This is a genomic window from Kistimonas scapharcae (assembly GCF_039540975.1).
In the GTDB taxonomy this organism is placed as follows: domain Bacteria; phylum Pseudomonadota; class Gammaproteobacteria; order Pseudomonadales; family Endozoicomonadaceae; genus Kistimonas; species Kistimonas scapharcae.
The window spans coordinates 1-24,475 of the sequence record NZ_BAABFL010000440.1 but is presented as its reverse complement, the minus strand read 5'-3'; the positions used below and the strand labels follow the sequence as shown (position 1 = coordinate 24,475).

Here is a 24,475-nt window from a genome sequence, read left to right as displayed (position 1 = left end):
TCAGGCGGTAATGGGAACATGGGGATGAGCTTAGGCGGCAGAACGTGAAATCGCCTTATGTACCGGTTTTTGAGTACTTACGGTCGTTTTATGGGCTGTATCGGTAAGTTGGCCGGAATTCTCAGTGCATAGGAGGCATCGGTAATATTGCCGCTGGCGTCTGTTGTAAAGACAAAGCCTTTCAGGTCCTCAAAGAATGCACCCCTGATGAAAAGCCACTGATTACCATTCTCCAGAACGGCTTTTTGATTCAGGTCTTCATTACCGAATGTTGTTCTGATGGGGTAAAGAATATCCAGGGCCTCCTCAAGGAGGAGTGCATCTTGTGGAGATTTTATCTGGAAATCTTTGTTCAGTATGCGGTGCAGGTCGGGGAGTGGCTCATTGGTGGTAGGTGCTTTGAGTTCAACCATTTGGCCGTCAAGGTTTGTCAGTAGGGCACTTTCTTCCTGGGTGTGGTTGTCTGAGTGCTGGATGATGGTGACGTCATAGAAGGGGGTGGAAAAGACCCTGGCCAGGGCGTCGTCGGTTCGCCGTGTGGCTTCTGTTTCAATATCGACCGTTTCTTTTTCCAGAACGGCCTGGTGGATTATTTGCTTTTCTTCAGACGTAAGGGGCTGGGCTGCGAGTGCCTGAGTGGGGCTGGATAACAGGGTGGCCATTAGAAGGAGTGGGGACACGTAGGGATTTTTCATTGTTGAGTGTGCTCCATGCATGCTGTCTTTTTGGTTTGTTGTAATGCACCCATTTCAGGGGGGGGAGTCGGGATTCTTTTAGGGGTTCAGTATAGCGCGACTGTCCCTTTGTTGTGGGGAAGGGCGTGCATTCAGGCTGCTTCATGATCGAGTCCGTGGGTTGGATCGCGTTATCCCGTTGTATGCTGGTGGTAACCTGGCCATAACCCGTGGTTTTCGTAATCGTTTTAACTACTGCTTATAGCCTGGAAGTTTATGGATGTTAGTGTTACTTGCTACGTTTGTTGTCGCTATTCATAACGTTAGCCAATACATTTGCAGATTGACCATGGCTATCAAGTGACTGCTTAAGGTAATGGATTATCGCATCAATCAGGCTGGATTTTCGCAGATCCCGCCCTTATCCCGTAAGCGTAAGAGGATGGCTCGCTCCGCTGGAGTAGCAAAGCGCCGCTGTACCAGAATTCCTGCTATTGCGCATCAGATATGGGTTTCACATCCTTCGGGTGGGCAAGTTCCGCAGGATCGGCTTCTGAATGTTATTTCGTTATCGAGTCAAATGATGGCTGAAGGCTGGGAGTACCGACTGTGGACTAACAAAAAGATTGTGGTTTTTCGGTCTTTGGATCGATTGGTGCTTGGTGGGGAATCTAAATACAGGGGGCTTGGGCTTGAAGCGAGCAGGTCTATTAAAGTCTATGAAGACAAGGAGGTGTTTCCTTTTCTTCAATCCATTAACAAAGATTTATATCGTGAATCTTCTCGTAGAGGTGAATTTCCAGAGCTGCTGCCTATGCATGAAAAACGTTTTTCGCCAAACTTGCTGGTTAATTATTTACTGGACAGTATTGGAGAATATAACTACGCGGTTAAGGCTGATAACCTAAGACCCGCTATCCTGCATGAGTTTGGAGGTGTTTATCTTGATACTGATACGCAGTTGCCTGGTTTTTTAGAGGAGGGGCGACAAATCAATGGTAGAAAGCTGTTTCCGCGCCTTCGTAGTTATGACGGGATTATTCTAGTAGAGGGTTGGTGTACTGGTTGTAACAATGACGTGATTGCTGCGGTCAAAGAAGCTCCGCAGATGAAGTATATTTTGCAGGATCAATACCTGCACCGTAACATGTTAAAAAACCAGATTTACACTGTTTATCGGCGGCGAAATGTTGAGTACGTGGGGCCATATCCGAGGCCTTACATGTTTTGGGAGCGGTGTGCTGTCGCGTATTCTTTTAAAAAGGAAAAATGTAGGCTGACAATGAAGTCCTATAAAGGGATGTATCCTGATTCCCGCTTGGCAGAAAGCTGCATTACCTTGGATGATATGATGAGATACCGGGGTAATGCGATTGATCAGCGAGTATACGGTGCTTTTCCAGCCACCCAGATAGGTTATGGCCTTAAATGTCAGGAGTCAGAAAGGTTTTTTAATGAGTGCACCTATTCTTTGAGGTATAGCTTGACGTTGCATTCAACAGGGCCTTTACCCTTGCATAGATTGTTGAAGGACAAGTATTCAAAATTAAAAAATCAGCAAAAAAGTAAATATCGAAGCATGTTTTTCACGCTGCACTCTGACCCTCAAGGGAGTAAAGAGAGTGAAAGAGGATTTTTGTTATCGCAAATGGTCTGGGGGAGTTTGAAGCGCTGGACTGGAGCTGATTGGGATCAATCGGTGGTTAATAGAATTTCTGCTCATGAAAGCTATCAAGCTTTGGAGCTATTAGTTAGTTCAGGTTTGTAATGTTAAGACCCGTATTGTGGGGGTATTTTAAGAGAATAAGAAATAGAAAGGATGTTACCGTTGTCATCTGTTTTGAAAATGAACCCTTTGAGTTCCCTGAAAAACATGTCTCGAATAAAAAACCATTGATTTCCTTCTTTCCGAATGGTTTTGTCCTTGAGGCTGTTATAGGCATGTTCGTTGGTGATGGGATAAAGGATGTTCAGTGCGGCTTCAATGGTGCGGGCATCTTCCGGTGTTTTAATCTGGACACCCTTTTTGAACAGGCGCTGGAAGTCCGGGAGAAATTGGCTCGTGGTGGGTTGTTCCAGGTAAATATATTGCTGATCCACTTTGGCTATTGTCAGGCCTTCTCGCTTATTGGTATTGCGACCGGTTTGGCGCTTTCGGATATCAAAACGGTAAAACTGCGCGGTAAATAATGTTTCAAGGATCTTGTCTTTCAGTGGTTGGACTCTGGATTCAGGATCCATGCCGTTCTCTGGTGATGGATGGGTTGGATGCTCGTTTTCTGCTGCAAAGAGCGTTGATGTGGTGGTTTGGGTAATCGCTGCCGCCAGAATGACGAGTACGAACGTGAGGGTGTATTTCACGCCATGAGTCCTTTCTTTGCGCACATCATTTTTTCTGAAAATGGTATTTGCCTGCCGACACCGTAAGGCGAGCGACAATCCTCCCGCCTTACGTCTTTATTTAAGACGGTTTCGCTGGATGGCGCTCAGGCGGAGGATAATACGGCCTGACTTTCGGTCGTACTTTCGTTATGCTTGCCGCCTTTTTTATTCAGTGAGGTTTTACGCTGGATGCGCGTCAGCGACTTTCACTTTGATCTGCCAGATGATCTGATCGCCCGTTATCCCATGCCCGAACGTACCGGCAGTCGCCTGCTGGTGGTCAATGGTAACGACTCCCTGGAACACAAGCACTTCAGCGATATCGTGGATCACCTCAACGAAGGTGACCTGCTGGTGCTGAATGATACCCGGGTAATTCCGGCGCGCCTGTTTGGCCAGAAAGCCACTGGCGGCAAGATCGAAGTCATGGTCGAGCGGGTGCTGGATGAGCATCATGTGCTGGCGCAGATTCGGGCGAGTAAATCCCCCAAGCCGGGTTCCCGTGTAATTCTGGAGCAGGACGTGGAAGCGGAAATGGTGGAACGTCAGGATTCCCTGTTCCTGCTGAAGTTCCTCACTGATGAGCCGGTTCTGAGAGTTCTGGACCGTCTCGGCCATATGCCGTTGCCACCTTACATCACCCGTGATGATGAGCTGAGTGATCGCAGTCGTTACCAGACTGTATACGGTTGCAAGGATGGTGCGGTTGCCGCACCGACGGCCGGCCTGCATTTTGATGATGTCTTGTTTGAGCGTCTGGCAGAGAAGGGCATTGAGAAAGCCTTTGTCACCCTGCATGTGGGCGCTGGCACGTATCAGCCGGTACGCGTGGATTCTATTGAAGACCACCACATGCATTCGGAATACCTGGAAGTCTCCGAAGACGTCTGCGAAGCGGTGCGTCGTACGCGTGAGCGAGGCGGCCGGGTGGTTGCCATTGGCACGACCTCTGTGCGCAGCCTGGAAACCGCAAGCCGTGACGGTGAGCTGAAACCCTATGCCGGCGAAACCGATATCTTTATTTACCCCGGTTATCAGTTCCAGACCGTGGATATGCTGGTGACCAATTTCCATTTGCCGGAATCGACCCTGCTGATGCTGGTGTCGGCCTTTGCCGGCTATGACGAGATCATGCACGCCTACCGGGAAGCCGTGGCCGAGCGCTACCGTTTCTTCAGTTATGGCGATTCGATGCTGCTGACCCGCAAGGGCTGAGGCCCTGTCGTTATTCATGACACAGGCAGCACAGAGTTTATTGCGTTTACGGAGTCTGCAGACAGTCAATGCGTAAAGAATGTTTCATGTCGTTCGAGAAGCTGGGACAGGACGGTCTTGCCCGTCGTGGCCGGCTGACCTTTCCCCGTGGCACGGTGGAGACCCCCTGCTTCATGCCGGTGGGCACCTATGGCACCGTCAAGGGCATGCTGCCCCGGGATATCCATGAGATTGGCGCCGAAATCATCCTGGGCAATACCTTCCACCTGATGCTGCGTCCGGGTACAGAGATTATCCGTCAGCACGGTGATCTGCATGACTTCAATGGTTGGGAAAAACCGATCCTGACCGATTCCGGCGGCTTCCAGGTATTCAGCCTGGGTGAGCTGCGCAAGATTACCGAGGAAGGGGTATCCTTCCGTTCGCCGGTGGATGGTGCCAAAGTGTTCATGAGCCCGGAAATCTCCATGCAGGTGCAGCGGGAGCTGGGTTCTGACATCGTCATGATCTTTGACGAGTGCACACCGGGTGATGCCGACAAGAGTCAGGCCGCGGATTCCATGGAGCTCTCTCTGCGCTGGGCGGCCCGTAGCCGTGAAGCGCATGCAGACAGCCCGTCAGCCCTGTTCGGTATTATCCAGGGCGGCATGTTTGAAGACCTGCGCCAGCGTTCTCTCGATGGTTTGCTGGAAGTGGGTTTTGATGGTTATGCGATCGGCGGCCTCAGTGTCGGTGAAAGCAAGGAAGACATGCACCGCATTCTCAGCCATACCCCGCACCGTATCCCGGAAGAATATCCCCGTTACCTGATGGGCGTGGGCAAGCCGGAAGATATCGTCGAAGCGGTGCGCCGTGGTGTGGATATGTTTGACTGCGTTATGCCGACCCGCAATGCGCGCAACGGTCACCTGTTCACCGACGAGGGTGTACTGAAGATCCGTAACGCCGTCCACAAGCGTTCCGAAGAGCCGCTTGAGGCGGGTTGTGACTGCTATACCTGTCGCAACTTCAGCCGCGCGTATCTGCATCACCTCGACAAGTGCAATGAAATGCTGGGCTCCATGCTCAATACCATTCATAACCTGCGCTACTACCAGCGGGTGATGGCTGGATTGCGGGCAGCCATTGAACAAGGTAAATTGGAGCACTTTGTGAGCGGGTTCTACGCTAAACGGGGCATGCCGGTACCGGAACTCTGATACCGGGACGCCGTCTGTTATCCGGATGCTGGCCGACGGCGGCATCGGAACCATGAATGTTAATCTCAACGCGTTGTAAGCAGGAGTAACCGGGGAAATGATTCCTTTTATCAGTCAGGCGTTTGCAGATGGAGCCGCAGCGGCTCCCCAGCCGATGGGCGGCATGTTCCAGTTCGTGATGCTGGGTGTATTCTTCCTGATCTTCTGGCTGTTGATCTGGCGCCCCCAGAGCAAGCGTGCCAAGGAGCACAAGAACCTGATCGGCGGGTTGTCCAAAGGGGATGAGGTGGTAACCTCCGGTGGTATCCTGGGCCGTGTCTCCGGTGTGACCGACGACTACGTCACCCTGCAGGTGGCGAACAACATGGAACTGAACTTCCAGAAGTCTTCCGTCGTGGCCGCCCTGCCGAAGGGAACCATCAAGGCGATCAAATAACAGGAATGGACAGGGCTGGCCGCTAAGTGCGGCCAGCTCTTTTTTGTCTGTGCGAGGGGTTTCTTCCGGTCGGTCCTGGCCGTACCGGCAGGTGGTTGCCCGCGTACAGTTCAGGCATTCAGGCCTTGTCAGTAGCAGGAAACAAGAGAGCCATGCTCAATCGTTACCCTTTATGGAAGTACCTCGTCATCCTGGTTGTGGTGGCGGTTGGTATCATTTACGCATTGCCGAACCTGTACCCGGATGATCCGGCGGTGCAGATTTCCGGTACCAGCTCCTCCCAGGCCATCGGCCAGCCCGCGCTGGATAAAGCCACAGCCATCCTTGAAAAGGCGGATATCGCCATCAAGGGTGAGGAAGTGAATAAGGGCTCCGTGCTGATCCGCCTGGAAAACTCGGAGCAGCAGCTGTTGGCCCGGGCGTTGATCAAGGACGGTTTGGGCGACGACTACGTGGTGGCGCTGAACCTGGCACCCACGACGCCTGAATGGCTGACGTCCATTGGTGCCCACCCGATGAAGCTGGGTCTGGACCTGTCCGGTGGTGTGCACTTCCTGCTGGAGGTGGATACCGACAAGGCCGTACAGACACGGATGGAAGTGTACAACACTGAAATCCGGACACTGCTGCGTAAGGAAAAACTGCGCTACCGCAGCCTGCCCGGCGGCGGTGAGTCCGGTGTGCGCGAGCTGGGTTTCCGCACTGAATCCGTGCGTGACAAAGCCGTTAAGGCGATCAGCAAAGATTTCCCTGACCTGATGGTGGATGCCGGTACCCGGGGTGACCTGTTCACGGTGCGTTACCAGTTGACTGAACAGCGTATCAAGGAAATTGCCGATTACGCGGTACGCCAGAACCTGGTGACCGTCCGTAACCGGGTGAACGAGCTGGGTGTTTCCGAGCCGCTGGTGCAGCGCCAGGGTCGTAACAACATCGTTGTCGAGCTGCCGGGTGTGCAGGATACCGCTGAGGCCAAGCGTATTCTCGGTAAGACCGCCAACCTGGAATTCCGTCTGGCAGCACCTTATGACGCATCCGCTGCCGTCAGTGAGAATTTCTCTTTCCGTAATGATGAGCGTCGCACCGCTCGCCTGGAGCGTGATGTCATCCTGACCGGTGACCAGGTCTCCAATGCCCGTTCCACATTTGATACGCAAAGTGGCGGCCCACAGGTCAATATTGACCTCGACAACCGTGGTGGTCAGTTGATCAACCGCGCGACCCGTAACAATGTCGGTCGCAGCATGGCGGTACTGTTTATCGAGCAGAAGCCTGTCACCCGTTACGAGACCAAGATGGTTGACGGACAGGAAGAGCGGGTGAAGGTGCAGTCTTTCCGTGAAGAAAAGAGCATCATCAGCCTTGCGACGATCCAGAGCGCCCTGGGTAACAGTTTCCGGATTACTGGTCTGGATTCCGCGGCTGAAGCGTCAGAGCTGGCCCTGCTGCTGAGAGCGGGTTCGCTGGCAGCGCCTATGCACTTCGTCGAAGAGCGTACTGTCGGCCCGAGCCTGGGTAAGGAAAATATCCAGATGGGTATTAATTCCACCATTGTTGGCTTTGTGCTGCTGCTGGTATTCATGGTGGTGGTGTACCGGGTCTTTGGTCTGTTTGCCAACGTTGCCCTGTCCCTGAACCTGGTGCTGATGGTGGCGGCCATGTCCCTGCTGGGGGCGACGCTGACCATGCCGGGTATTGCCGGTATCGTCCTGAGCCTGGGTATGGCGGTTGACGCCAACGTGCTGATTTTCTCCCGGATTCGTGAAGAATTGCGCAATGGGCTTTCTGTGCAGAAAGCAATCCATGAGGGATATGATCGGGCGTTTGTGTCTATTTTTGACGGTAACATCACGACGTTGCTGGTGGGTGTCATCCTCTATGCCGTGGGTACCGGGCCGATCAAGGGCTTCGCTGTCACCCTGTCGCTGGGTATCATCACGTCCCTGTTCACGGCCATTGTCGTGACCCGTGCGCTGACGAACCTGGTGTACGGCGGCCGTCGCGATCTCAAGAAACTGGCTATTTGAGGGCTTATCCATGGCAGGTGAAAAAAGCACGTCCGATACTGCTGGAAAGCCGGACATGAAGGTCATCAATTTCATGAAGGTGCGGACACTGGCCACAGTGCTGTCCGTCATCCTGGTGCTGGGCTCAGTGGTGAGTCTGGCGGTCAATGGCATTAACTGGGGCCTGGACTTTACCGGTGGCACACTGGTCGAGCTGTCCTATGACAAGCCGGCGAATATCAGTGAGATCCGTGATCAGCTGGAAGCGATGGGGCACGGTGATGCCATTGCCCAGGAGTTCGGCTCGGAGTCTGATGTCCTGATCCGTATTCCCGGAGATATGGCGACACTGGGTAACCGTGTCTCTGAGAATCTTGCGGCGCAATACGACGGTAAGGTGCAGGTGAAGCGGGTTGAGTTCGTGGGTCCCCAGGTGGGTGACCGTCTGCGTGAGCAGGGCGGGCTCGGTATGCTGATGGCGCTGGGTCTGGTTATGGCGTATATCGCCTTCCGGTTCCAGTTCAAGTTTTCCGTCGGTGCGGTCACCTCCCTGGCGCACGATGCGATTGTTGTACTGGGCGTGTTCTCGTTCTTCCAGCTGCAGTTTGACCTGACGGTTATGGCGGCACTGCTGGCGGTTATCGGTTACTCGCTGAACGACACCATCATTGTGTATGACCGGGTGCGGGAAAACTTTCGTAAAATGCGTAAGGGTACGGCGATTGAAATTATCAATGTTTCCCTGACGCAGACCCTTGGCCGGACATTGGCGACCTCGGGTACCACGATCATGGTTCTGCTGTCCCTGTTCTTCCTGGGTGGCGACATGATCCACAACTTTTCCGTAGCATTGCTGATTGGTATTGTGATTGGTACGTCGTCGTCCATTTACATTGCCTGTAACGTGCTGCTTTACATGAATATCAGTCGTGAAGACCTGATTATTCCGGTGAAGAAGGATGATGAGCTGGATGATATGCCTTAAGTTGGGTGGTATCTCTGGCGCATAAAAAAGCCCCCGTTTAACCGCGGGGGCTTTTTTGTAGGAGGGCGGTTACACGTAGTCACGAACATCCAGGATTTGTCCGGTCATGTTGCCTTCGATGCTGGCCTGGTAGGCATTGGCCGTTTGCTCGGCAGGGAGTGTGCCTTCGGTACCCATGCCCATGGCCTGTGCGGTTTCTGTCACAAAAACCGGGCTGACAGTGTTCACGCGCAATGATTCTCCCAGCTCCAGGGCGGCAGCCCGAACGAAGCCTTCCAGTGCGCCATTCACCGTGCTGAGGGAAATGCTGCCCGGCATGGGGTTCTGGGCGAGAAAGCCACTGGTCAGGGTTACGGAGCCGCCTTCGCTCAGGTACGCCTTGCCGATACGTACCAGGTTGACCTGTCCCATCAGCTTGTTATCCAGACCCAGTTGATAGTCTGCATCGCTCAGTTGCTCAAGGGTGCCGAACCGGGCCATGCCAGTTGTGGAGATAACAGCATCTACCGGACCAACCTGCTCGAATAGAGCGGTAATGGAGGCTTTGCTGCCCAGGTCGACCTGATGATCGCCACTGTTATGGTTGGCGGTGATCACCTCATGATTCGCTTTCAGTTTCTCTGTCACTGCCTTTCCGATAGTACCGCTGGCGCCAATGATAAGAATTTTCATCGCGTTCTCCTTTGTGTTTCTAAGGGCTGAATTGCCGTACCTGTGTGGTTGGACTATAGGTTTTTCATAAAGTTTGATAAATAATCGTTCAGTGAAATGATTATTCGAATAATTGGAATAATATGGATAAATTGCGCGCAATGACGGTGTTTCGGGAGGTTGCCAGGCAGGAGAGCTTTACTCTCGCGGCGGCCCAGCTTAGCCTCGCGACGTCTGCGGTGAGCCGCTATGTTGCAGAGTTGGAGCGTTGGCTCGATGTGCAGCTGATTTACCGGACAACGCGCAGCATTAGTCTGACTCCGGCAGGGCGTGTTTATCTGGAGCAGATAGAGGATATTCTTCAGCGGGTGGATCGCCTGGAGTTGGCGGCAAAACAGCAGCAGGGCTCGGTAAGTGGTGTTCTCAGGATTACGGCGCCGTTATATCTCGGTCAAAAATGGTTGTCTCCCTTTGTTTCAGAATTCATGGGTCAGTATCCGGATGTGGATATTTCGGTATTCCTGACAAACCGGCATGTGAATATGGTGGAGGAAGGGATTGATCTTGCACTAAAGATTGGCAGATTGAAGGATTCGAACTTCAAATACCGACCTGTGTCACAGACACTTTTGACCTGCTTTGCCAGTCCGGCGTATCTGGCTCGTCACGGTGCCCCGAAAACGCCTGATGACCTCAAGGCGCATAACTGCCTTTATGATTTTGCGGTCGGGCCATCCAAGCGCTGGCATATGGTGGATCCGACCAGTGGTCGTGAGTTGAGTGTTGCGATTGGTGGCCGTTATGAAGTCAATAGCGGAGAGATGGTCAAGCAGGCAGTGTTGGATGGTATGGGAGTCGGCTATTTGCCTGACCTGTTCATTGAAGAGGAGTTGGTTTCTGGTGAGTTGCTGCCGGTGCTGGAAGAATACCGCCAGGCTCCTGTACCAATCTCGCTGGTCTACCCGCAAAACTGGGGGGTAACAACCCTGCTGCGAACGTTCGTGGATGCGTTTGTTGAAAGGTATGGTGCTGATTGGTGCGGATAAGCCGGGGCGTCAGGCGACGCCCCGGAAAGTCATTATCTCAGGCTTTCACTGACAAACGGTTGAATGCGCGTCAGGATTTCACGGAAACATTTGGGGTTGCCGCAAACCACCTGACCTTTTTCCAGGTGCTTGTCGCCGCCACGGAAGTCGCCCACGAAACCACCGGCTTCAGTGATCAACAGGCAGCCTGCCGCCATGTCCCACTCGTGCAGGCCGAATTCCCAGAAACCGTCGAATCGACCGGCTGCCACGTAGGCCAGGTCCAGGGAGGCAGCACCTGCGCGACGGATGCCGGCAGTGTCACCCACCAGGCTGCGGAACATGCCCAGGTAGCTGTCCAGGTTGGACATCTGGTTCTCCCGGAACGGGAAGCCGGTGCCGATCAGGGCGCCTTTCAGGTTGGTGCGGTCGCTGACGCGGATGCGCTTGCCATTCAGGGTGGCGCCACGTCCACGGCTGGCAGTGAATTCTTCCTGGCGGATCGGGTCAAGGATAACGGCGTGCTCGACTCTGCCCTTGTACTGACAGGCGATAGAGACCGCAAATTGCGGCATGCCGTGGATAAAGTTGGTGGTGCCATCGAGAGGGTCGATGATCCAGAGGTAGCTTTCACCTTCGCCGGTACCGGGCTGGTGGCCGCTTTCTTCACCCATGAAGCCGTGGTCGGGGTAGGACTTCTTGAGTATCGAGATAATGGCGCGTTCTGCCGCTTTGTCGACGTCGGTCACGTAGTCGTTGGCGCTCTTGGCCTGTACCTTGATGACGTCCAGCTGCTGGTATGCTTGGGCGATAATGTCGCCAGCCTTGCGTGCAGCACGCAGGGCGATGTTAACCATCGGTTGCATGAGGGTCGCTGTGCCTGTGCAGTATTAAAGAACCGAATGCCTTCACGTTATGATGAGTATGTGAAAACGGACACCGCCGTTTTCGGGCGTGAAGGTCAGCAAAACAGGGCATTCTACTCCTGAGTTGTGCGCGGGTCACTACCGGATAATCGCAATGGTCAGATTTCTTCCCGCAGGCGGGGAAGTGACGCCAATGGGGGGCGGATCTGGTAGACTGCGCCGCTGGATGCGGTTGTGGCTTTATTCGGCCAGGCCGGCCAGTTGTTTTCTTATTCTTTTTGCCGGTAGCTGCGCTATAGAGAGTGTGTTGCCGAAACGGTTTCAGGTGGTTGGTTTATGTCTCTGGATAATGTGCGCATCGTTCTGGTGAATACGTCGCATCCCGGCAATATCGGGTCTGCAGCGCGGGCGATGAAAACCATGGGGCTTTCACAGCTTGTGCTGGTGGAGCCCAAGGCCTTTCCTGCGCCGGAAGCGGTGACCCTGTCGTCAGGGGCGACGGATATCCTCGATAACGCCGTGGTGTGTGCCACGCTGGAGGAGGCCGTGGCTGACTGTGGTCTGATCATCGGCGCCAGTGCCCGGGTTCGTGGAATTTCTTTACCTTTGATGGAGCCGGGAGAGTGTGCGGAAAAAGCGGTGACTGAGGCGGACAATTGCTCTGTAGCGCTGGTGTTCGGACGTGAGGATCGTGGCCTGACCAATGATGAGCTGAAGCTTTGTCACCGCCAAACCCATATTCCTTCCAATCCCGAGTTCAGTTCGTTGAACCTGGCGTCCGCTGTTCAGGTCTTATGTTATGAGTTGCGCAAGGCGAATTTGAAGCAGCAGGAAGCGTCCCTGGTGCCCGAATGCCGCACCCATGATCTGGCCAGTTCGGAGGCGATGGAGCATTTTTATGGTCATCTGCAGGAAGTGCTGGCAGATATCGAGTTTTTCAAGCACAGTAACCCCGACAAGATCATGGCTAAGTTGCGTCGTCTGTACGGGCGCGTTCGTCCTGATCGGGTTGAACTGAATATACTCAGGGGGATTCTGTCGGAAATGCAGGTTGCGATCGGTAAGCAGCCCGCCGGCGGAAGAAAGGAAACACAATCGGTCTGAAGCCTATGTTTGAGCGAATACGTGAGGATGTCAGCAGTGTCTTTGCCCGGGATCCGGCGGCACGCAATACGTTTGAAGTCCTGACCAACTATCCGGGGCTGCATGCCCTGTTGTTGCACCGGCTGGCCCATAAGGTCTGGCTCGCGGGGTTCAAATGGCTGGCCCGATGTATTTCCACGTTCAGTCGCTGGTTGACCGGTATTGAAATCCATCCGGGTGCGACTATCGGCCGACGTTTTTTCATTGACCACGGTATGGGTGTTGTCATTGGTGAGACGGCTGAAATCGGGGATGACGTGACCCTCTATCAGGGTGTCACCCTGGGTGGTACGACCCTCAATAAAGGCAAGCGTCATCCAACACTGGGTAACGGTGTGATTGTCGGTGCCGGCGCCAAGGTGTTGGGGCCGTTCACGGTGGGCGCCAATGCCAAGGTGGGGTCTAATGCGGTGGTGACCAAGGCGGTACCGGAAGGGGCGACCGTGGTGGGTATCCCCGGGCGTATTATCCGCAAGCGCCACGTGGATGAAGCCCGGCGTCAGGCCATGGCAGAAAAAATGGGTTTCGATGCCTATGCCGTGACCAGCGACATGCCTGACCCGACAGCCCAGGCGATCACGGCCATGCTGGATCACCTCCATGCGGTGGAATTCCGGATTGAAACCATGTGCCAGGCCCTGCGTGAGAAAGGTGTGGACTGTGGTGAGGCCGGGTTGCCCAAGCTCAAGGATGAGGATTTTGAGTCTGTTTCCGTGAAGCAGCATAAGGCGCCTGCTACAGAAGGTGCCTGATTGTTGGTCGTTGCCATCTTCCTGTGGAGTGGGGCGGTTTTGCGCTACTTCGCAGGGAGACTGCGTCTATATCCTGCTGTAATTTACTTTTTCTCTGTTATAATCCGCAGCGCTTAAAACCTGTCTGTTGCACCGTGTTGGTTTCCACCTATGCGTGTTTAGTTGCCAATGACAAGAGGAATCGACCGCTTAATTCTGAATTCGTTAGGGCTTCTGGCGGTCGGGTTAGGTTTAATACTTGACTAATATGGTCGGGTATTTGATACTTACCCTCGGATTTACTGTTTTACTGCCGGGGGAGTGATTTACAATGCGTCTGACGACTAAAGGCCGTTATGCGGTCACCGCGATGCTGGACCTGGCACTGCATGCTGGTGAGAAGCCAGTCGCTCTGGCGGACATTTCCGAGCGCCAGGGAATCTCTCTTTCCTATCTTGAGCAACTGTTTGCACGCCTGCGTCGTAATACGCTGGTAAGCAGTGTGCGTGGCCCCGGTGGCGGTTATTGCCTGAGTCGGAGCAGCGAGGAAATCTTCGTTGCTGAAGTCATTGATGCGGTCAATGAGTCCGTGGATGCCACCAAGTGCCAGGGTGACGGGGATTGTCAGCGCGGCGATGTCTGTCTGACCCATCACCTATGGTGTGACCTCAGCAAACAGATCCATGAATTCTTAAGCGGAATCAGTCTTGCGGACCTGGTTCGGCGCAAGGAAGTGCAGAAAATAGCCTGCAGGCAGGACGGCGAGCAGGGAGCTGATCGGTTGTTGACCCCTGAAGAGCAAGAGCAGCGGATCAACGCTGAATCGTTCTGAGACCGGTCTGACATTGAGATAACGTCGCTCTGACGAGCGAACAGCCAAGCGCACAAGAAGCAGATAAGCGCGCGGGAGATAATTCTGTATGAAACTGCCTATTTACCTTGATTACTCCGCAACCACACCGGTCGATCCGCGCGTGGCCGAAAAGATGATGCAGTGTCTGACTACCGATGGTAATTTCGGTAACCCGGCTTCCCGCTCCCATCTGTTCGGCTGGAAGGCGGAAGAGGCAGTGGAAAATGCCCGGAAGCAAGTCGCTGAACTGGTCAATGCGGATCCCCGCGAGATTGTCTGGACCTCCGGTGCGACCGAGTCCGATAACCTCGCGATCAAGGGTGTCGCCCGTTTTTACCAGAAAAAAGGGCGTCACATCATCACTTCAAAAATCGAACACAAAGCCGTGCTGGATGCCTGCCGCCAGCTTGAGCGCGAAGGTTTTGAAGTCACCTACCTGTCGCCCGACAGCGATGGTCTGATCCAGCCCCAATCCGTTGCCGATGCGATCCGGGAAGACACCATCCTGGTGACCCTGATGCATGTCAACAACGAGATCGGCACCATCACCGACATTAAGGCGATCGGTGAAATCACCCGTGAGCGCAAGGTGTTGTTCCATGTGGATGCCGCCCAGAGTGCGGGCAAACTGCCGATCGACATGGAAGACATGAAGGTTGATCTCATGTCTTTCTGTGCCCACAAGATTTACGGACCCAAGGGGGTTGGCGCCCTCTATGTCCGTCGTAAGCCCCGTGTGCGTATTGAAGCCCAGATTCATGGCGGAGGTCACGAGCGAGGCATGCGCTCCGGCACCCTGCCTACCCACCAGTTGGTCGGTATGGGGGAATCCTTCCGTATCGCCGGTCAGGAGATGGCAGCGGAAAATGCACGGTTGCTGGCATTGCGGAACCGTTTCCTGGGTCATCTGTCCGACATGGAAGAAGTGCATGTCAATGGCAGCCTGGAGCAGCGGGTGCCGGGTAACCTGAATGTCAGCTTCGCTTTCGTGGAAGGTGAATCCCTGATCATGGCGCTGAAGGATATTGCTGTGTCCTCCGGTTCGGCCTGTACCTCTGCCAGCCTCGAGCCTTCCTATGTGCTGCGGGCGCTGGGACTCAGTGATGAGCTGGCACACAGTTCTCTTCGTTTCAGCTTCGGCCGTTTCACCACGGAAGAAGATGTGGACTATGCCGCAGACAAGGTGCGTCAGGCGGTGATCAAACTGCGCGAGCTGTCTCCCCTGTGGGACATGTACCAGGATGGTGTCGACCTGAACGCGGTCGAATGGGTAGCTCACTGACCACCTTGAGAGCCGGCCTGACCGGTCGGCGGGAGAAAAGACGATGGCTTACAGCGAAAAAGTAATCGATCACTACGAGAATCCCCGCAACGTTGGCAAGATGGATGCCTCTGACTCCCATGTGGGTACCGGCATGGTCGGTGCGCCTGCATGCGGTGATGTCATGCGATTGCAGATCCGGGTCAACGATAGCGGTGTGATCGAAGACGCCAAGTTCAAGACTTACGGCTGTGGTTCTGCCATTGCGTCCAGCTCGCTGGCGACAGAGTGGATGAAAGGCAAGACGCTGGAAGAGGCGGAAACCATCAAGAACACCACGATTGCCGAAGAGCTGGCGCTGCCGCCGGTAAAAATCCACTGCTCCGTACTGGCAGAGGATGCAATCAAGGCTGCGATTGACGACTATCGGAGCAAGCAGCAGGGAGCCTGAGCAGGCTTCCGGTGAACGGATCGGAAAGCGGCTCACCCTATAGTGGGTGAGAATGCTTTGGATCCGGGTTTGATGAACTGAGTTGTATACAGGGTGATTCATGGCTGTAACCATGACAGAGGCGGCGGCCAAGCACGTACGTCGACAATTGAATGGCCGTGGGCGCGGCATTGGTATCCGTCTCGGGGTCAAGACCAGCGGCTGCTCCGGCATGGCCTATGTGCTGGAGTTTGTTGACGAGGTCCTGGAAGAGGATCTGGTGTTTGAGAGTCATGGTGAACAGTTGTTCATTGACCCCAAGAGCTTAGGCTATCTGGATGGTACCGAGCTGGATTTTGTCCGCGAAGGACTGAATGAGGGCTTCCAGTTCAATAATCCCAATGTGGCCAGTGAGTGTGGCTGTGGAGAGAGCTTTAATGTCTGACCATCAGGCTGGGCTCAATCTTCAGCAGAACTATTTCGAATTGTTCCAGATGCCCATGGCGTACGATGTTGACCACCAGGTACTGGATACCCGTTATCGTGAGTTGCAGAAGGCGGTGCATCCTGACCGTTTTGCTGCGCAGGGAGAGCAAGGGCAGCGTCTGGCTGTTCAGTATGCAGCCTTTGTGAATCAGGCCTACGATACATTGCGGTTGGCGTTGTCACGGGCTATTTACCTGCTTGAGCTGGAAGGTGTTAACGTTAACTCGGATCGCCATACGGTCGCTGACTCAGCATTCCTGATGCAGCAGATGGAGCTTCGCGATGAGTTGATGGCGGTGCGCGACAGTGTCGATCCTGAAGCGGCACTTGCTCAGCTGCTGGATGAAGCACGGCAAATGCTGGCAGCACTGGAAATCGATTTTGTTGGTAGCTGGACAGAACGGGCTGATGACAGCCTTCGGCAGGCGGCCAATATCACCCATAAAATGCATTTCCTGGTGAAGTTCATTGCTGAAGCTGAACAGCTTGAAGAGGAGCTGTTGGACTACTGATGAAGCGATCGGGTTGAACCGTTGGGTTGACCCGGTAATAAAGATCACGGCTTTCGGCTGGACTCTCTGCATCATACGGATATTATCCCTGCATATTTTTCATTCCTGTAGCGATTGATCGCTACAAGACGATGTACTAAAAAGGCGGCAAATGGCATTACTGCAGATTTCCGAGCCCGGCCAGAGCCCGGCGCCTCACCAGCAGAAGCTGGCGGTGGGGATTGACCTGGGCACCACCAATTCGCTGATTGCTTCTGTCCGCAGTGGCGTAGCGGAAACCCTTCCTGACCATGACGGTGATGTCATCCTTCCATCTGTTGTGCATTACGGAGATCAAGTCACCGTGGGTCGTGACGCCAGGGTAAAGGCAACCACTGACGCGCGGAATACCATTGTTTCTGTCAAGCGGCTGATGGGGCGCGGTCTTGCGGATGTGAAAACATTGGGTGATGTCATGCCCTTCGATTTTGTCGACAGTGATGAGGGCATGCCGTACCTGCGAACCGCAGCGGGTGATATGAGTCCGGTCCAGGTATCTGCAGACATTCTTAAGGTGTTGCGCCTTCGTGGTGAAGAGTCTCTGGGCGGAACGCTTAGTGGTGCCGTGATTACCGTGCCTGCCTATTTTGATGATGCCCAGCGCCAGGCGACCAAAGATGCTGCGCGGCTGGCGGGCCTCAATGTGTTGAGGCTGCTCAATGAGCCGACGGCAGCGGCTGTCGCTTATGGGCTGGACCAGGGTGGCGAAGGCGTTATCGCGGTTTATGACCTGGGAGGCGGCACGTTTGATATTTCTGTTTTGCGCCTGAATAAAGGTGTCTTTGAGGTGTTGGCCACCGGCGGTGATACTGCATTGGGTGGTGATGATTTTGATCATGCGATAGCCGGATGGTTGTTATCTCAGGCCGGAATCGACGATTCTTCATTAACGCCGGAGCGCCTGCGCCAGATATTGATGATTGCCTGTGATGCCAAAGAAGCGTTGACAGAGCAGGAAGTGGTTTCCGTCAACTTTGAGGGTTGGTCTGGTGAACTGAGTCGTGAAATATTTAATGCACTGGTTGATCCGTTGGTTGATCGTACGCTGCGTACGGTCAAGCGTGCGCTGCGTGATGCAAAGTTGAAAGTATCGGATATTAATGAAGTGGTCATGGTTGGCGGTTTAACCCGTGTACCGCGTGTGCGTGAGCGAGTGGCAGAACTGTCGGGCAAAGAACCGCTAACGTCCATTGATCCTGATCAGGTGGTCGCCATCGGTGCTGCGCTCCAGGCCGATGTACTCGTGGGTAACAAATCTGCTGATGATATGTTGCTGCTGGATGTGATTCCGTTGTCCCTCGGGCTGGAAACCATGGGTGGGTTGATGGAAAAAGTGGTGCATCGCAATACCACGATTCCCGCAGCCAGGGCTCAGGAGTTCACAACCTACAAGGATGGACAGACTGCCATGTCCATCCATGTGTTGCAGGGTGAAAGAGAGTTAATTGCTGATAACCGTTCCCTGGCTCGCTTTATCCTGAATGGTTTTCCGGCCATGCCGGCAGGCCAGGCGCGGATTCTGGTCACTTTCCAGGTGGATGCGGATGGCTTGTTGAGTGTCAGTGCCCGTGAGCAGTCTTCTGGTGTTGAGGCGGCAGTCCAGGTCAAGCCCTCCTATGGCCTGTCGGATGATGAAATCACCCGGATGATTCGGGATTCCTTTGATCATGCCTCGCAGGACAAAGATGCGCGGGTGTTGCTCGAGCAGCAGGTGGAAGCTGACCGGATTCTGGAAGCGGTCACTGCTGCGCTGGCCGTAGATGGCGAGCGGCTGTTGAGCCAGGAAGAACGTGTAGAGCTTGAGGCGGTGATGCAATCCCTTGCGGAGGTGCGTCAGGGTGTAGATGCTCAAGCCATCAAGCAGGCGATAGAGAAAATGGCCAGGGCGTCGGATGAATTTGCCGCCCGTCGGATGAATGCCGGGATCAAAGCAGCGCTTTCCGGGCATTCGGTAGATGAATTTAAGGGGTAGTAGTCAATGAGCAAGAAAACCCAGATTGTTTTCCTGCCGAATGAAGAGATCTGTCCAGAGGGCAAGGTCGTTGAAGTTGAGCCGGGTAGCACGACGATCCTGGATGCCGCGCTGGAGCATGGTATTGACATCGAGCATGCCTGCGAAAAATCCTGCGCCTGCACAACCTGTCACGTGATCGTTCGGGAAGGGTTTGATTCACTGGAGCCTTCTGATGAGCTGGAAGATGACCTGCTGGACAAAGCCTGGGGATTGGAGCATGAATCCCGGCTGAGTTGTCAGGCCATTGTGCAGGAAGAAGATCTGGTGGTAGAAATACCCCGTTACACCATCAATCAGGTGTCAGAACGACACTGAGCCATCGAAAGGGAGCAGCAAGCCATGATGTGGACAGATGTGGTGGATATCGCGATTGAATTGAGCGAGAAATATCCGGATACAGATCCCCGTTATGTGAATTTTGTCGATCTTCGTAGCTGGGTGCTGGCGTTGGAGGGCTTTGAGGACTCGCCCGATCGTTGTGGTGAGAAAATCCTTGAGGCGATCCAGATGGCCTGGATGGATGAGATGGACTGATTGTTTCGACTTGCTGTGTCAATGATGCCGGGATAATTCCCGGCATTTTTGTATCTGCAGGATGGGCGTCAGGGTCAGGGACGACGGTAACAGGACGGGGTATACTGCACGGGTCGGGAATAATAATTATACAACCGGAGACTGTTGGTCATGCGTGTGTTTCAGTCCGCAATCCTGCTTGCTGTTGTCGTGGGACTGGTGCCTGGGTGCTCTACCTGGTCAGAAGGCATTGGTCGTTCACTGAATCGTTATCCTGTCGAAGTGATTAAAACCCGCGAGGACGCTGGTTTGCGAGGGATTGTCACTCAGGTTGTCACTGAAGGGGTTCGGGAGCAGGCGGGTGAGGATCAGGATGTTGGCCTGCTGGACGTTGTGGTTGAAACCTATTCCAGTGATGGCTTGCGTATTTACGAGTGGGTGAAAGGGCCTGTCACGGATCGTCATGAAACGCTGGAAATGAAATGGGGAAATCCTGTTAAGCGTATTGTTCGGGAGGGTGGCGAAGTGACGCTGCGTCAGACATTCCGGTACGACACCCTGGGTAATATCATCAAGCTTGATCCGCCCGCCGTGGAAGATAATAAGGCCACCTATCTTGCGACGGGCGATTATCGAATGCTGCCGGGTAGTCAGGCGCAAAAACTGAGCCCCTGTTTTGATGTCGCTTATTTTGAGGATAAGCAGCTGCTTCGCCGCTGCGGCGAGGATTTCCTGCGCGTGGCTGAGCTGGATGCTGAAGGCCGTGCGCTGAGATATATGACGTTTCCCCAGGGCGTTGATCTGATTGAAAATATCCAGCTGAAAGAGTCCAGCCAAGCTGTTGAATTCAGTTATGACCCGCAAGGTCGCATGAAAAACCGGGCGAAATATGCTGAGGGCGGCTTGCTGCAGGCCCATCGTTATACCTATGGGGAGCGGGGCGAGCTGGTGTTGGAGGAGCGGGAAAGCTTCGGGTTGTATCCCAAGGCGGAGATTGTCGTTTATAAAGACTATCGTTTCGACGAGCAGGAGAACTGGGTTGAGCGTGTTATTGAATATTATCAGGTCAAAGACAAACGGCGTGTATTGAAAAAGTCTGAACGAATCAAAAGAGCAATCACCTATCAAGTGAACAAGTAAGAACGCAAGTGAACACTGTTGGAATGTTTGGGGTTTTTCTGAATATTTACTAATGGTTTACCTGTCGCGAGGGGTATAAAATCCGGCGCTTTTTTATACCTCCAGCACGCCCGGCAGGTGACCATGAAATTTCCTGGACAGCGTAAGATCAAGCACTATTTCCCCGTCAATGCAGGTAACCGCTTTGACCGGGAAAGTGTCGCTTTCTCCCATGTGAATACCTATGTGACGGGTATCGACCAGAACCTGGTGGATATCACCGCCCGTGTTGATGATGAGCTGCTGGCAGAGTTTGAGCTGCAAAAGGGTGCATCGCAGCTTATGGACAGTGAGAAGGCCAACCTGTTGTACCAGCGCCTTCAGCTGAATGATGCCATTGAGGATGAATTTGCCGGCGGCACCATTGGCAATACGCTGCACAATTACTCCATTATTGCCGATGACAGCTCCATCCTGCTGGGTGTGATGAGTGAAAATATTGTCATTGGTACGTCTGCCTACCGTTATCTCTGCAATACCAGCAGCAAGGTGGATCTCACCCATCTTCAGCCTGTGCCGGGCGCCATTGGGCGTTGTTTTGCGCTGATTACCTCGGATGGTGAGCGCACTTTCGGTATCAGTCCCGGACAGATGAATGCGCTGAGTGAAGACTATATCTCCGAAGCCGTCATCGCGGATGCCTCGGCGTTATTGCTCTGTGCTTATACCCTCGCTGATGAATCGCTGCCGATCTATGGGGCAACCCTTAAGGCCGCAGAGCTGGCCGTCAAACATGATGTGCCAGTGATACTGACGCTGGGCACCCGTCCGCTGGTCGAAGCCAAGCGTGAGACCTTTGCCCGATTTATCAGGGACTATGTAACCCTCGTTGCAATGAATGAGGAAGAGGCTGAGGCGCTCACGGGGCATGCTGATCCATTGCTGGCATCTGAAATTGTACTGGATATGGCGGATCTGGTGTTGTTGACTGCGGGGCCTGAAGGGCTTTATTTGAGTGGTTATGGAGATCGGTCCCTGTTACGCAAGACTGCCAACCCGATTCGTTCAGGAGCCATCGCGGATTTCAATGCCTACGAGTTCAGTCGTCCGATTCGTCGGCGGGATTGCTCGGAGCCAGTGAAGGTTTATGCCCAGATTGATCCTTACATGGGCGGGCCTGACAAGATCCATAATACCAATGGGGCTGGCGATGGTGCGCTGGCGGCGGTTGTGCATGATATGACCGCTAATCATTACCATCGTACGGTTTTGCCCACGTCGAGCAAGCATGTTAAACCCTTCCTGACATATTCTTCTTTTGCTCAGGTCTGCAAATACGCGAACAGGGTGAGTTATCAGGTGTTGATTCAGAATTCCCCCCGATTGACTCGGGGCTTGCCTGAGCGGGAGGACTGCCTGGAAGAGGCGTATTGGGATAGTTGAAAAGGCATTGCGGGTGGTTTTTCAATGGTGCCTGTCAATTGGTTTTCTGTTCTTCACGATAGAAAAAAACTGATGACAATTCCGCTGAAACTGGTCAGTCTCAGCGGTTGTTATTTGTCAGGAAAGATGAGTCGTGAAGCGCAAGCCTTTTACTCTGGGGGAGGTTGAGGTAGCTGCCGGTGAGCACCGGCAGATTGCTTTACCCACCATGGCCCTGCCGGGGCAGACTGAAGCCATGATGAACGTCCATGTGTTCCATGGGCGTCGTGAAGGCCCCGTGTTGTTTGTCAGTGCGGCGGTGCATGGGGATGAGGTCAATGGTGTTGAAATTATCCGACGCCTGCTCAATTACTATCAACTGAAAAAGCTGCGTGGCACCCTGCTGGTCGTGCCGCTGGTCAACCCTTACGGGTTTATGAACCGTTCCCGTTATCTACCTGACCGTCGAGATCTCAATCGATGTTTTCCCGGTTCCGAAACCGGTTCGCTGGGCGCACGCCTGGCGGATGCCTTCCTGCGTTATGTGGTGGCGGTGTCTGATGTGGGTATCGACCTGCATACCGGCAGCGCGCACCGCACCAATCTACCGCAGATTCGGGCTCGCCTGGAAGATGAATGCACGAGTGAGCTGGCAACGGCATTCCGTGCGCCGGTCATGATTAATACGGCCATTCAGGATGGCTCCCTGCGCGCGGCGGTATCAGGGCACAATGTGCCGGTATTGCTTTATGAGGCTGGCGAAGCGTTACGTCTTGATGAGGCTGCGATCCGTATCGGTTTGCAGGGTGTTTTGAATGTCATGCGTCATTTAGGGATGTTGCCAAAGCAGACGGCAAAACGCAGCGCTGAGCGTGAGACGATCAGGGCTTACCGCTCCCGTTGGATGCGGGCGCCATGCAGTGGTCTGTTCCGCTCTGTCAGAGGATTGGGTGATTTTGTCCGCAAGGGGCAAACGCTGGGCTATGTCTATAATCCGGCTGATAATACCGATGTCGCCGTGGCCTCCCAGCTTGAAGGTGTCATTATCGGTAAGAGCCATATGCCGGCAGCCTATGAAGGGGATGCGGTATTCCATGTGGCCACCGTGACCGATGCGGAAGATGTTGAAGAAGTTGGCAGTGTTGACAGCTGGCTTGACAATGACCGTCTGGGATTGATGGATACGGAGTACAATGATTTCCTGATGTAATATCAGATGAAAAAACGCAACAAGGCAGGGGAGTCTCTCAGGGTTGACCTGTCTTGTTGCGTTTTGCTTAATGGATATTTATTCACGACTGTAGCCTCTAACAGTTAAGTTATCCATTGTGAACTAAAGCATGCACTTGTTGTCAGTTTTTTAGTTGGTGATAGAAATGAAACTCTAGCGTATTAATTTTAAGGGGGGTGCTATGAATGTTTCTCGGCAGGCAAGAAGCGATCAGTGGTATCAGGATGCATTAGTTCATTTTGTTAGGGTTGCTCAAGCTTCAGGTAGTAATCGACTGGAAAAAACGTCGTTATCTGATGAAAGTTATGATGTTAAATCTGTTCCTGTGAAGGGTGAATTGTCAGATGTTATCGGTGTTAAATCACTGTCGCCAGAAAGGCGTTTCAATAACATGGAGATAAGAGTTCACTTGAGGAATGTCATCAAATACTTTGTCAATCAATGTCCGTTTTCTGTGGCAAGGGCAAGCATGGAGAACTTGCTTCATGATAATGAGCGTATGCATGATTTATCTGGATTAATGGCTATGTATAAAATAAAGCATATTTTTGAAAAAATGGACGGTAGTTTAGACGGATGTGATTTTAAGGGTGGCTTGCTTCTACGGGTTCGTAGGGCTAAAGAGCGCTTGTCGGCCCAGTATCAATACGTAAAGAATCTTGTGAGTAGCCATTTTTTGGATTGGCAAGGTGAGTATTCTGATTATTATAAAGAGCGTGAGGCATTTGATGAGCTTTTGTTATGTGATAAGAGAATGAGAGAGTTGTGTGAAAATGTAGAAGCAGTAAAGAATACTGATGAATATTTAGGTATGAGGGAATTTGTTGAAAAGTTTGAAGCTAAATTTTATAAGAAAACAGTGAAGCGTATATTGAAAGGTGATCTTTTTTTGTTGCCGTTGGAATTACGGGGGAGGATTTCTGGATTTGAGGGCGAAGTCGATATAATTGCTGGGCAGATTTCTGAGCTTAATGAAAGAATTGAAGCGCTGCGCAATAAATTGTTTGGTGGGGATCTTTCTGAGGGTAATCGTTTTCAGAGTGAGCAGGAGACTCGAAGTGATAGTAGCTTATCAGCAATTTCTATATAGCTACTCTTGTTATTTGATTGTTGCGTTGTTGGGGCTTAAAAGGTGTTTTAAAAGACTGAACTTTATTTTTGATTGTAATAGGTAAGTTGTATGGATAGTGCAAAAAGAGTCCTGATTACCACTGTGGCTCAGCCAGCTTGAGAAGCCTTGCTGGCATGGGGCAGGTTCGCGCAGCCATGTAACCCAGCCTTG

The 24,475-nt window shown here is 53.1% G+C and carries 26 protein-coding genes; 21 read left to right on the top strand and 5 right to left on the bottom strand.

Annotation, left to right across the window (positions count from 1 at the left end; genetic code table 11):
* Positions 1-77 precede the first annotated feature (77 nt).
* Entirely contained in the window at positions 78-695 is a 618-nt protein-coding gene (locus ABD892_RS18550) for a hypothetical protein (protein ID WP_345197512.1), read from the bottom strand.
* Between the two features lie 355 nt (positions 696-1,050).
* On the opposite strand from ABD892_RS18550, the gene ABD892_RS18545 reads away from it, so the two are divergent.
* Positions 1,051-2,442: a glycosyltransferase gene (locus ABD892_RS18545; protein WP_345197511.1), complete on the top strand. Its 1,392-nt coding sequence runs from the start codon at positions 1,051-1,053 to the stop codon at positions 2,440-2,442.
* A 2-nt stretch (positions 2,443-2,444) separates the two neighbouring features.
* Here ABD892_RS18545 and ABD892_RS18540 read toward each other — a convergent pair whose 3' ends face one another.
* Positions 2,445-3,035: a hypothetical protein gene (locus tag ABD892_RS18540; protein WP_345197510.1), complete on the bottom strand. Its 591-nt coding sequence runs from the start codon at positions 3,033-3,035 to the stop codon at positions 2,445-2,447.
* Positions 3,036-3,245: 210 nt separating this feature from the next.
* Here ABD892_RS18540 and queA point away from each other — a divergent pair, with 210 nt between their 5' ends.
* From queA to secF, 5 genes are all read left to right on the top strand, one after another.
* Entirely contained in the window at positions 3,246-4,271 is a 1,026-nt protein-coding gene (gene queA, locus ABD892_RS18535) for a tRNA preQ1(34) S-adenosylmethionine ribosyltransferase-isomerase QueA (RefSeq protein ID WP_345197509.1), read from the top strand.
* 86 nt (positions 4,272-4,357) lie between these two features.
* Positions 4,358-5,470: a tRNA guanosine(34) transglycosylase Tgt gene (gene tgt, locus ABD892_RS18530; protein ID WP_425559302.1), complete on the top strand. Its 1,113-nt coding sequence runs from the start codon at positions 4,358-4,360 to the stop codon at positions 5,468-5,470.
* 97 nt (positions 5,471-5,567) lie between these two features.
* Positions 5,568-5,906 carry a preprotein translocase subunit YajC gene (gene yajC / locus ABD892_RS18525; RefSeq protein ID WP_345197506.1) on the top strand — a complete coding sequence of 113 codons (339 nt, stop codon included), beginning with the start codon at positions 5,568-5,570 and terminating at the stop codon, positions 5,904-5,906.
* 152 nt (positions 5,907-6,058) lie between these two features.
* On the top strand, positions 6,059-7,933 hold the full coding sequence (gene secD, locus ABD892_RS18520) for a protein translocase subunit SecD (protein WP_345197505.1): 1,875 nt from the start codon (positions 6,059-6,061) through the stop codon (positions 7,931-7,933).
* A 10-nt stretch (positions 7,934-7,943) separates the two neighbouring features.
* A complete protein-coding gene (secF, locus tag ABD892_RS18515) occupies positions 7,944-8,897 on the top strand; it encodes a protein translocase subunit SecF (protein ID WP_345197504.1) in 954 nt (317 codons plus the stop codon).
* 69 nt (positions 8,898-8,966) lie between these two features.
* Here the strand turns inward: secF and ABD892_RS18510 are convergent, their stop codons facing one another.
* Positions 8,967-9,569, bottom strand: coding sequence for a short chain dehydrogenase (locus tag ABD892_RS18510; RefSeq protein WP_345197503.1), 603 nt, complete (start codon positions 9,567-9,569; stop codon positions 8,967-8,969).
* Positions 9,570-9,691: 122 nt separating this feature from the next.
* Here ABD892_RS18510 and ABD892_RS18505 point away from each other — a divergent pair, with 122 nt between their 5' ends.
* Positions 9,692-10,594 carry a LysR family transcriptional regulator gene (locus ABD892_RS18505; protein ID WP_345197502.1) on the top strand — a complete coding sequence of 301 codons (903 nt, stop codon included), beginning with the start codon at positions 9,692-9,694 and terminating at the stop codon, positions 10,592-10,594.
* A 32-nt stretch (positions 10,595-10,626) separates the two neighbouring features.
* On the opposite strand, the gene ABD892_RS18500 is transcribed toward ABD892_RS18505, so the two are convergent.
* Positions 10,627-11,439, bottom strand: coding sequence for an inositol monophosphatase family protein (locus tag ABD892_RS18500; RefSeq protein WP_345197501.1), 813 nt, complete (start codon positions 11,437-11,439; stop codon positions 10,627-10,629).
* Positions 11,440-11,775: 336 nt separating this feature from the next.
* On the opposite strand from ABD892_RS18500, the gene trmJ reads away from it, so the two are divergent.
* The 14 genes from trmJ (at position 11,776) to ABD892_RS18430 (ending at position 24,283) form a co-directional block, all read left to right on the top strand.
* A complete protein-coding gene (gene trmJ, locus ABD892_RS18495; RefSeq protein ID WP_345197500.1) occupies positions 11,776-12,543 on the top strand; it encodes a tRNA (cytosine(32)/uridine(32)-2'-O)-methyltransferase TrmJ in 768 nt (255 codons plus the stop codon).
* 5 nt (positions 12,544-12,548) lie between these two features.
* Entirely contained in the window at positions 12,549-13,334 is a 786-nt protein-coding gene (gene cysE, locus ABD892_RS18490; protein WP_345197499.1) for a serine O-acetyltransferase, read from the top strand.
* A 310-nt stretch (positions 13,335-13,644) separates the two neighbouring features.
* Positions 13,645-14,145, top strand: coding sequence for a Fe-S cluster assembly transcriptional regulator IscR (gene iscR / locus ABD892_RS18485; RefSeq protein WP_345197497.1), 501 nt, complete (start codon positions 13,645-13,647; stop codon positions 14,143-14,145).
* Between the two features lie 88 nt (positions 14,146-14,233).
* Positions 14,234-15,448: an IscS subfamily cysteine desulfurase gene (locus ABD892_RS18480; protein WP_345197496.1), complete on the top strand. Its 1,215-nt coding sequence runs from the start codon at positions 14,234-14,236 to the stop codon at positions 15,446-15,448.
* Between the two features lie 43 nt (positions 15,449-15,491).
* Positions 15,492-15,878, top strand: coding sequence for a Fe-S cluster assembly scaffold IscU (gene iscU / locus ABD892_RS18475; protein WP_345197495.1), 387 nt, complete (start codon positions 15,492-15,494; stop codon positions 15,876-15,878).
* A 100-nt stretch (positions 15,879-15,978) separates the two neighbouring features.
* Positions 15,979-16,302 carry an iron-sulfur cluster assembly protein IscA gene (gene iscA, locus ABD892_RS18470; protein WP_345197493.1) on the top strand — a complete coding sequence of 108 codons (324 nt, stop codon included), beginning with the start codon at positions 15,979-15,981 and terminating at the stop codon, positions 16,300-16,302.
* Entirely contained in the window at positions 16,295-16,855 is a 561-nt protein-coding gene (gene hscB, locus ABD892_RS18465) for a Fe-S protein assembly co-chaperone HscB (RefSeq protein ID WP_345197492.1), read from the top strand. The genes iscA and hscB overlap by 8 nt, the downstream gene beginning before the upstream one ends.
* A 151-nt stretch (positions 16,856-17,006) precedes the next feature.
* A complete protein-coding gene (hscA, locus tag ABD892_RS18460; protein ID WP_345197491.1) occupies positions 17,007-18,866 on the top strand; it encodes a Fe-S protein assembly chaperone HscA in 1,860 nt (619 codons plus the stop codon).
* A gap of 6 nt (positions 18,867-18,872) precedes the next feature.
* Positions 18,873-19,223, top strand: a complete 351-nt coding sequence (gene fdx, locus ABD892_RS18455; RefSeq protein WP_345197489.1) for an ISC system 2Fe-2S type ferredoxin — start codon at positions 18,873-18,875, stop codon at positions 19,221-19,223.
* A 24-nt stretch (positions 19,224-19,247) separates the two neighbouring features.
* Positions 19,248-19,442 carry a Fe-S cluster assembly protein IscX gene (gene iscX, locus ABD892_RS18450; protein WP_345197488.1) on the top strand — a complete coding sequence of 65 codons (195 nt, stop codon included), beginning with the start codon at positions 19,248-19,250 and terminating at the stop codon, positions 19,440-19,442.
* Between the two features lie 150 nt (positions 19,443-19,592).
* Entirely contained in the window at positions 19,593-20,561 is a 969-nt protein-coding gene (locus tag ABD892_RS18445; RefSeq protein WP_345197486.1) for a hypothetical protein, read from the top strand.
* A gap of 123 nt (positions 20,562-20,684) precedes the next feature.
* Positions 20,685-21,983 (top strand): inosine/guanosine kinase, encoded by a 1,299-nt coding sequence (locus ABD892_RS18440; protein ID WP_345197485.1) that lies wholly within the window; start codon positions 20,685-20,687, stop codon positions 21,981-21,983.
* A gap of 133 nt (positions 21,984-22,116) precedes the next feature.
* On the top strand, positions 22,117-23,172 hold the full coding sequence (locus ABD892_RS18435; RefSeq protein ID WP_345197484.1) for a succinylglutamate desuccinylase/aspartoacylase family protein: 1,056 nt from the start codon (positions 22,117-22,119) through the stop codon (positions 23,170-23,172).
* 202 nt (positions 23,173-23,374) lie between these two features.
* Positions 23,375-24,283, top strand: a complete 909-nt coding sequence (locus tag ABD892_RS18430) for a hypothetical protein (protein WP_345197483.1) — start codon at positions 23,375-23,377, stop codon at positions 24,281-24,283.
* Between the two features lie 9 nt (positions 24,284-24,292).
* Here ABD892_RS18430 and ABD892_RS18425 read toward each other — a convergent pair.
* On the bottom strand, positions 24,293-24,475 hold a 183-nt coding region (locus ABD892_RS18425; RefSeq protein WP_345197482.1), incomplete at its 5' end, for a hypothetical protein.

Bases quoted from the DNA above. Each gene is read 5' to 3' on its own strand.
- ABD892_RS18550 (WP_345197512.1), bottom strand. From the start codon at position 695: ATGAAAAATCCCTACGTGTCCCCACTCCTTCTAATGGCCACCCTGTTA.
- ABD892_RS18545 (WP_345197511.1), top strand. From the start codon at position 1,051: ATGGATTATCGCATCAATCAGGCTGGATTTTCGCAGATCCCGCCCTTA.
- queA (WP_345197509.1), top strand. From the start codon at position 3,246: ATGCGCGTCAGCGACTTTCACTTTGATCTGCCAGATGATCTGATCGCC.
- tgt (WP_425559302.1), top strand. From the start codon at position 4,358: ATGTCGTTCGAGAAGCTGGGACAGGACGGTCTTGCCCGTCGTGGCCGG.
- yajC (WP_345197506.1), top strand. From the start codon at position 5,568: ATGATTCCTTTTATCAGTCAGGCGTTTGCAGATGGAGCCGCAGCGGCT.
- secD (WP_345197505.1), top strand. From the start codon at position 6,059: ATGCTCAATCGTTACCCTTTATGGAAGTACCTCGTCATCCTGGTTGTG.
- secF (WP_345197504.1), top strand. From the start codon at position 7,944: ATGGCAGGTGAAAAAAGCACGTCCGATACTGCTGGAAAGCCGGACATG.
- ABD892_RS18510 (WP_345197503.1), bottom strand. From the start codon at position 9,569: ATGAAAATTCTTATCATTGGCGCCAGCGGTACTATCGGAAAGGCAGTG.
- ABD892_RS18505 (WP_345197502.1), top strand. From the start codon at position 9,692: ATGGATAAATTGCGCGCAATGACGGTGTTTCGGGAGGTTGCCAGGCAG.
- ABD892_RS18500 (WP_345197501.1), bottom strand. From the start codon at position 11,439: ATGCAACCGATGGTTAACATCGCCCTGCGTGCTGCACGCAAGGCTGGC.
- trmJ (WP_345197500.1), top strand. From the start codon at position 11,776: ATGTCTCTGGATAATGTGCGCATCGTTCTGGTGAATACGTCGCATCCC.
- cysE (WP_345197499.1), top strand. From the start codon at position 12,549: ATGTTTGAGCGAATACGTGAGGATGTCAGCAGTGTCTTTGCCCGGGAT.
- iscR (WP_345197497.1), top strand. From the start codon at position 13,645: ATGCGTCTGACGACTAAAGGCCGTTATGCGGTCACCGCGATGCTGGAC.
- ABD892_RS18480 (WP_345197496.1), top strand. From the start codon at position 14,234: ATGAAACTGCCTATTTACCTTGATTACTCCGCAACCACACCGGTCGAT.
- iscU (WP_345197495.1), top strand. From the start codon at position 15,492: ATGGCTTACAGCGAAAAAGTAATCGATCACTACGAGAATCCCCGCAAC.
- iscA (WP_345197493.1), top strand. From the start codon at position 15,979: ATGGCTGTAACCATGACAGAGGCGGCGGCCAAGCACGTACGTCGACAA.
- hscB (WP_345197492.1), top strand. From the start codon at position 16,295: ATGTCTGACCATCAGGCTGGGCTCAATCTTCAGCAGAACTATTTCGAA.
- hscA (WP_345197491.1), top strand. From the start codon at position 17,007: ATGGCATTACTGCAGATTTCCGAGCCCGGCCAGAGCCCGGCGCCTCAC.
- fdx (WP_345197489.1), top strand. From the start codon at position 18,873: ATGAGCAAGAAAACCCAGATTGTTTTCCTGCCGAATGAAGAGATCTGT.
- iscX (WP_345197488.1), top strand. From the start codon at position 19,248: ATGATGTGGACAGATGTGGTGGATATCGCGATTGAATTGAGCGAGAAA.
- ABD892_RS18445 (WP_345197486.1), top strand. From the start codon at position 19,593: ATGCGTGTGTTTCAGTCCGCAATCCTGCTTGCTGTTGTCGTGGGACTG.
- ABD892_RS18440 (WP_345197485.1), top strand. From the start codon at position 20,685: ATGAAATTTCCTGGACAGCGTAAGATCAAGCACTATTTCCCCGTCAAT.
- ABD892_RS18430 (WP_345197483.1), top strand. From the start codon at position 23,375: ATGAATGTTTCTCGGCAGGCAAGAAGCGATCAGTGGTATCAGGATGCA.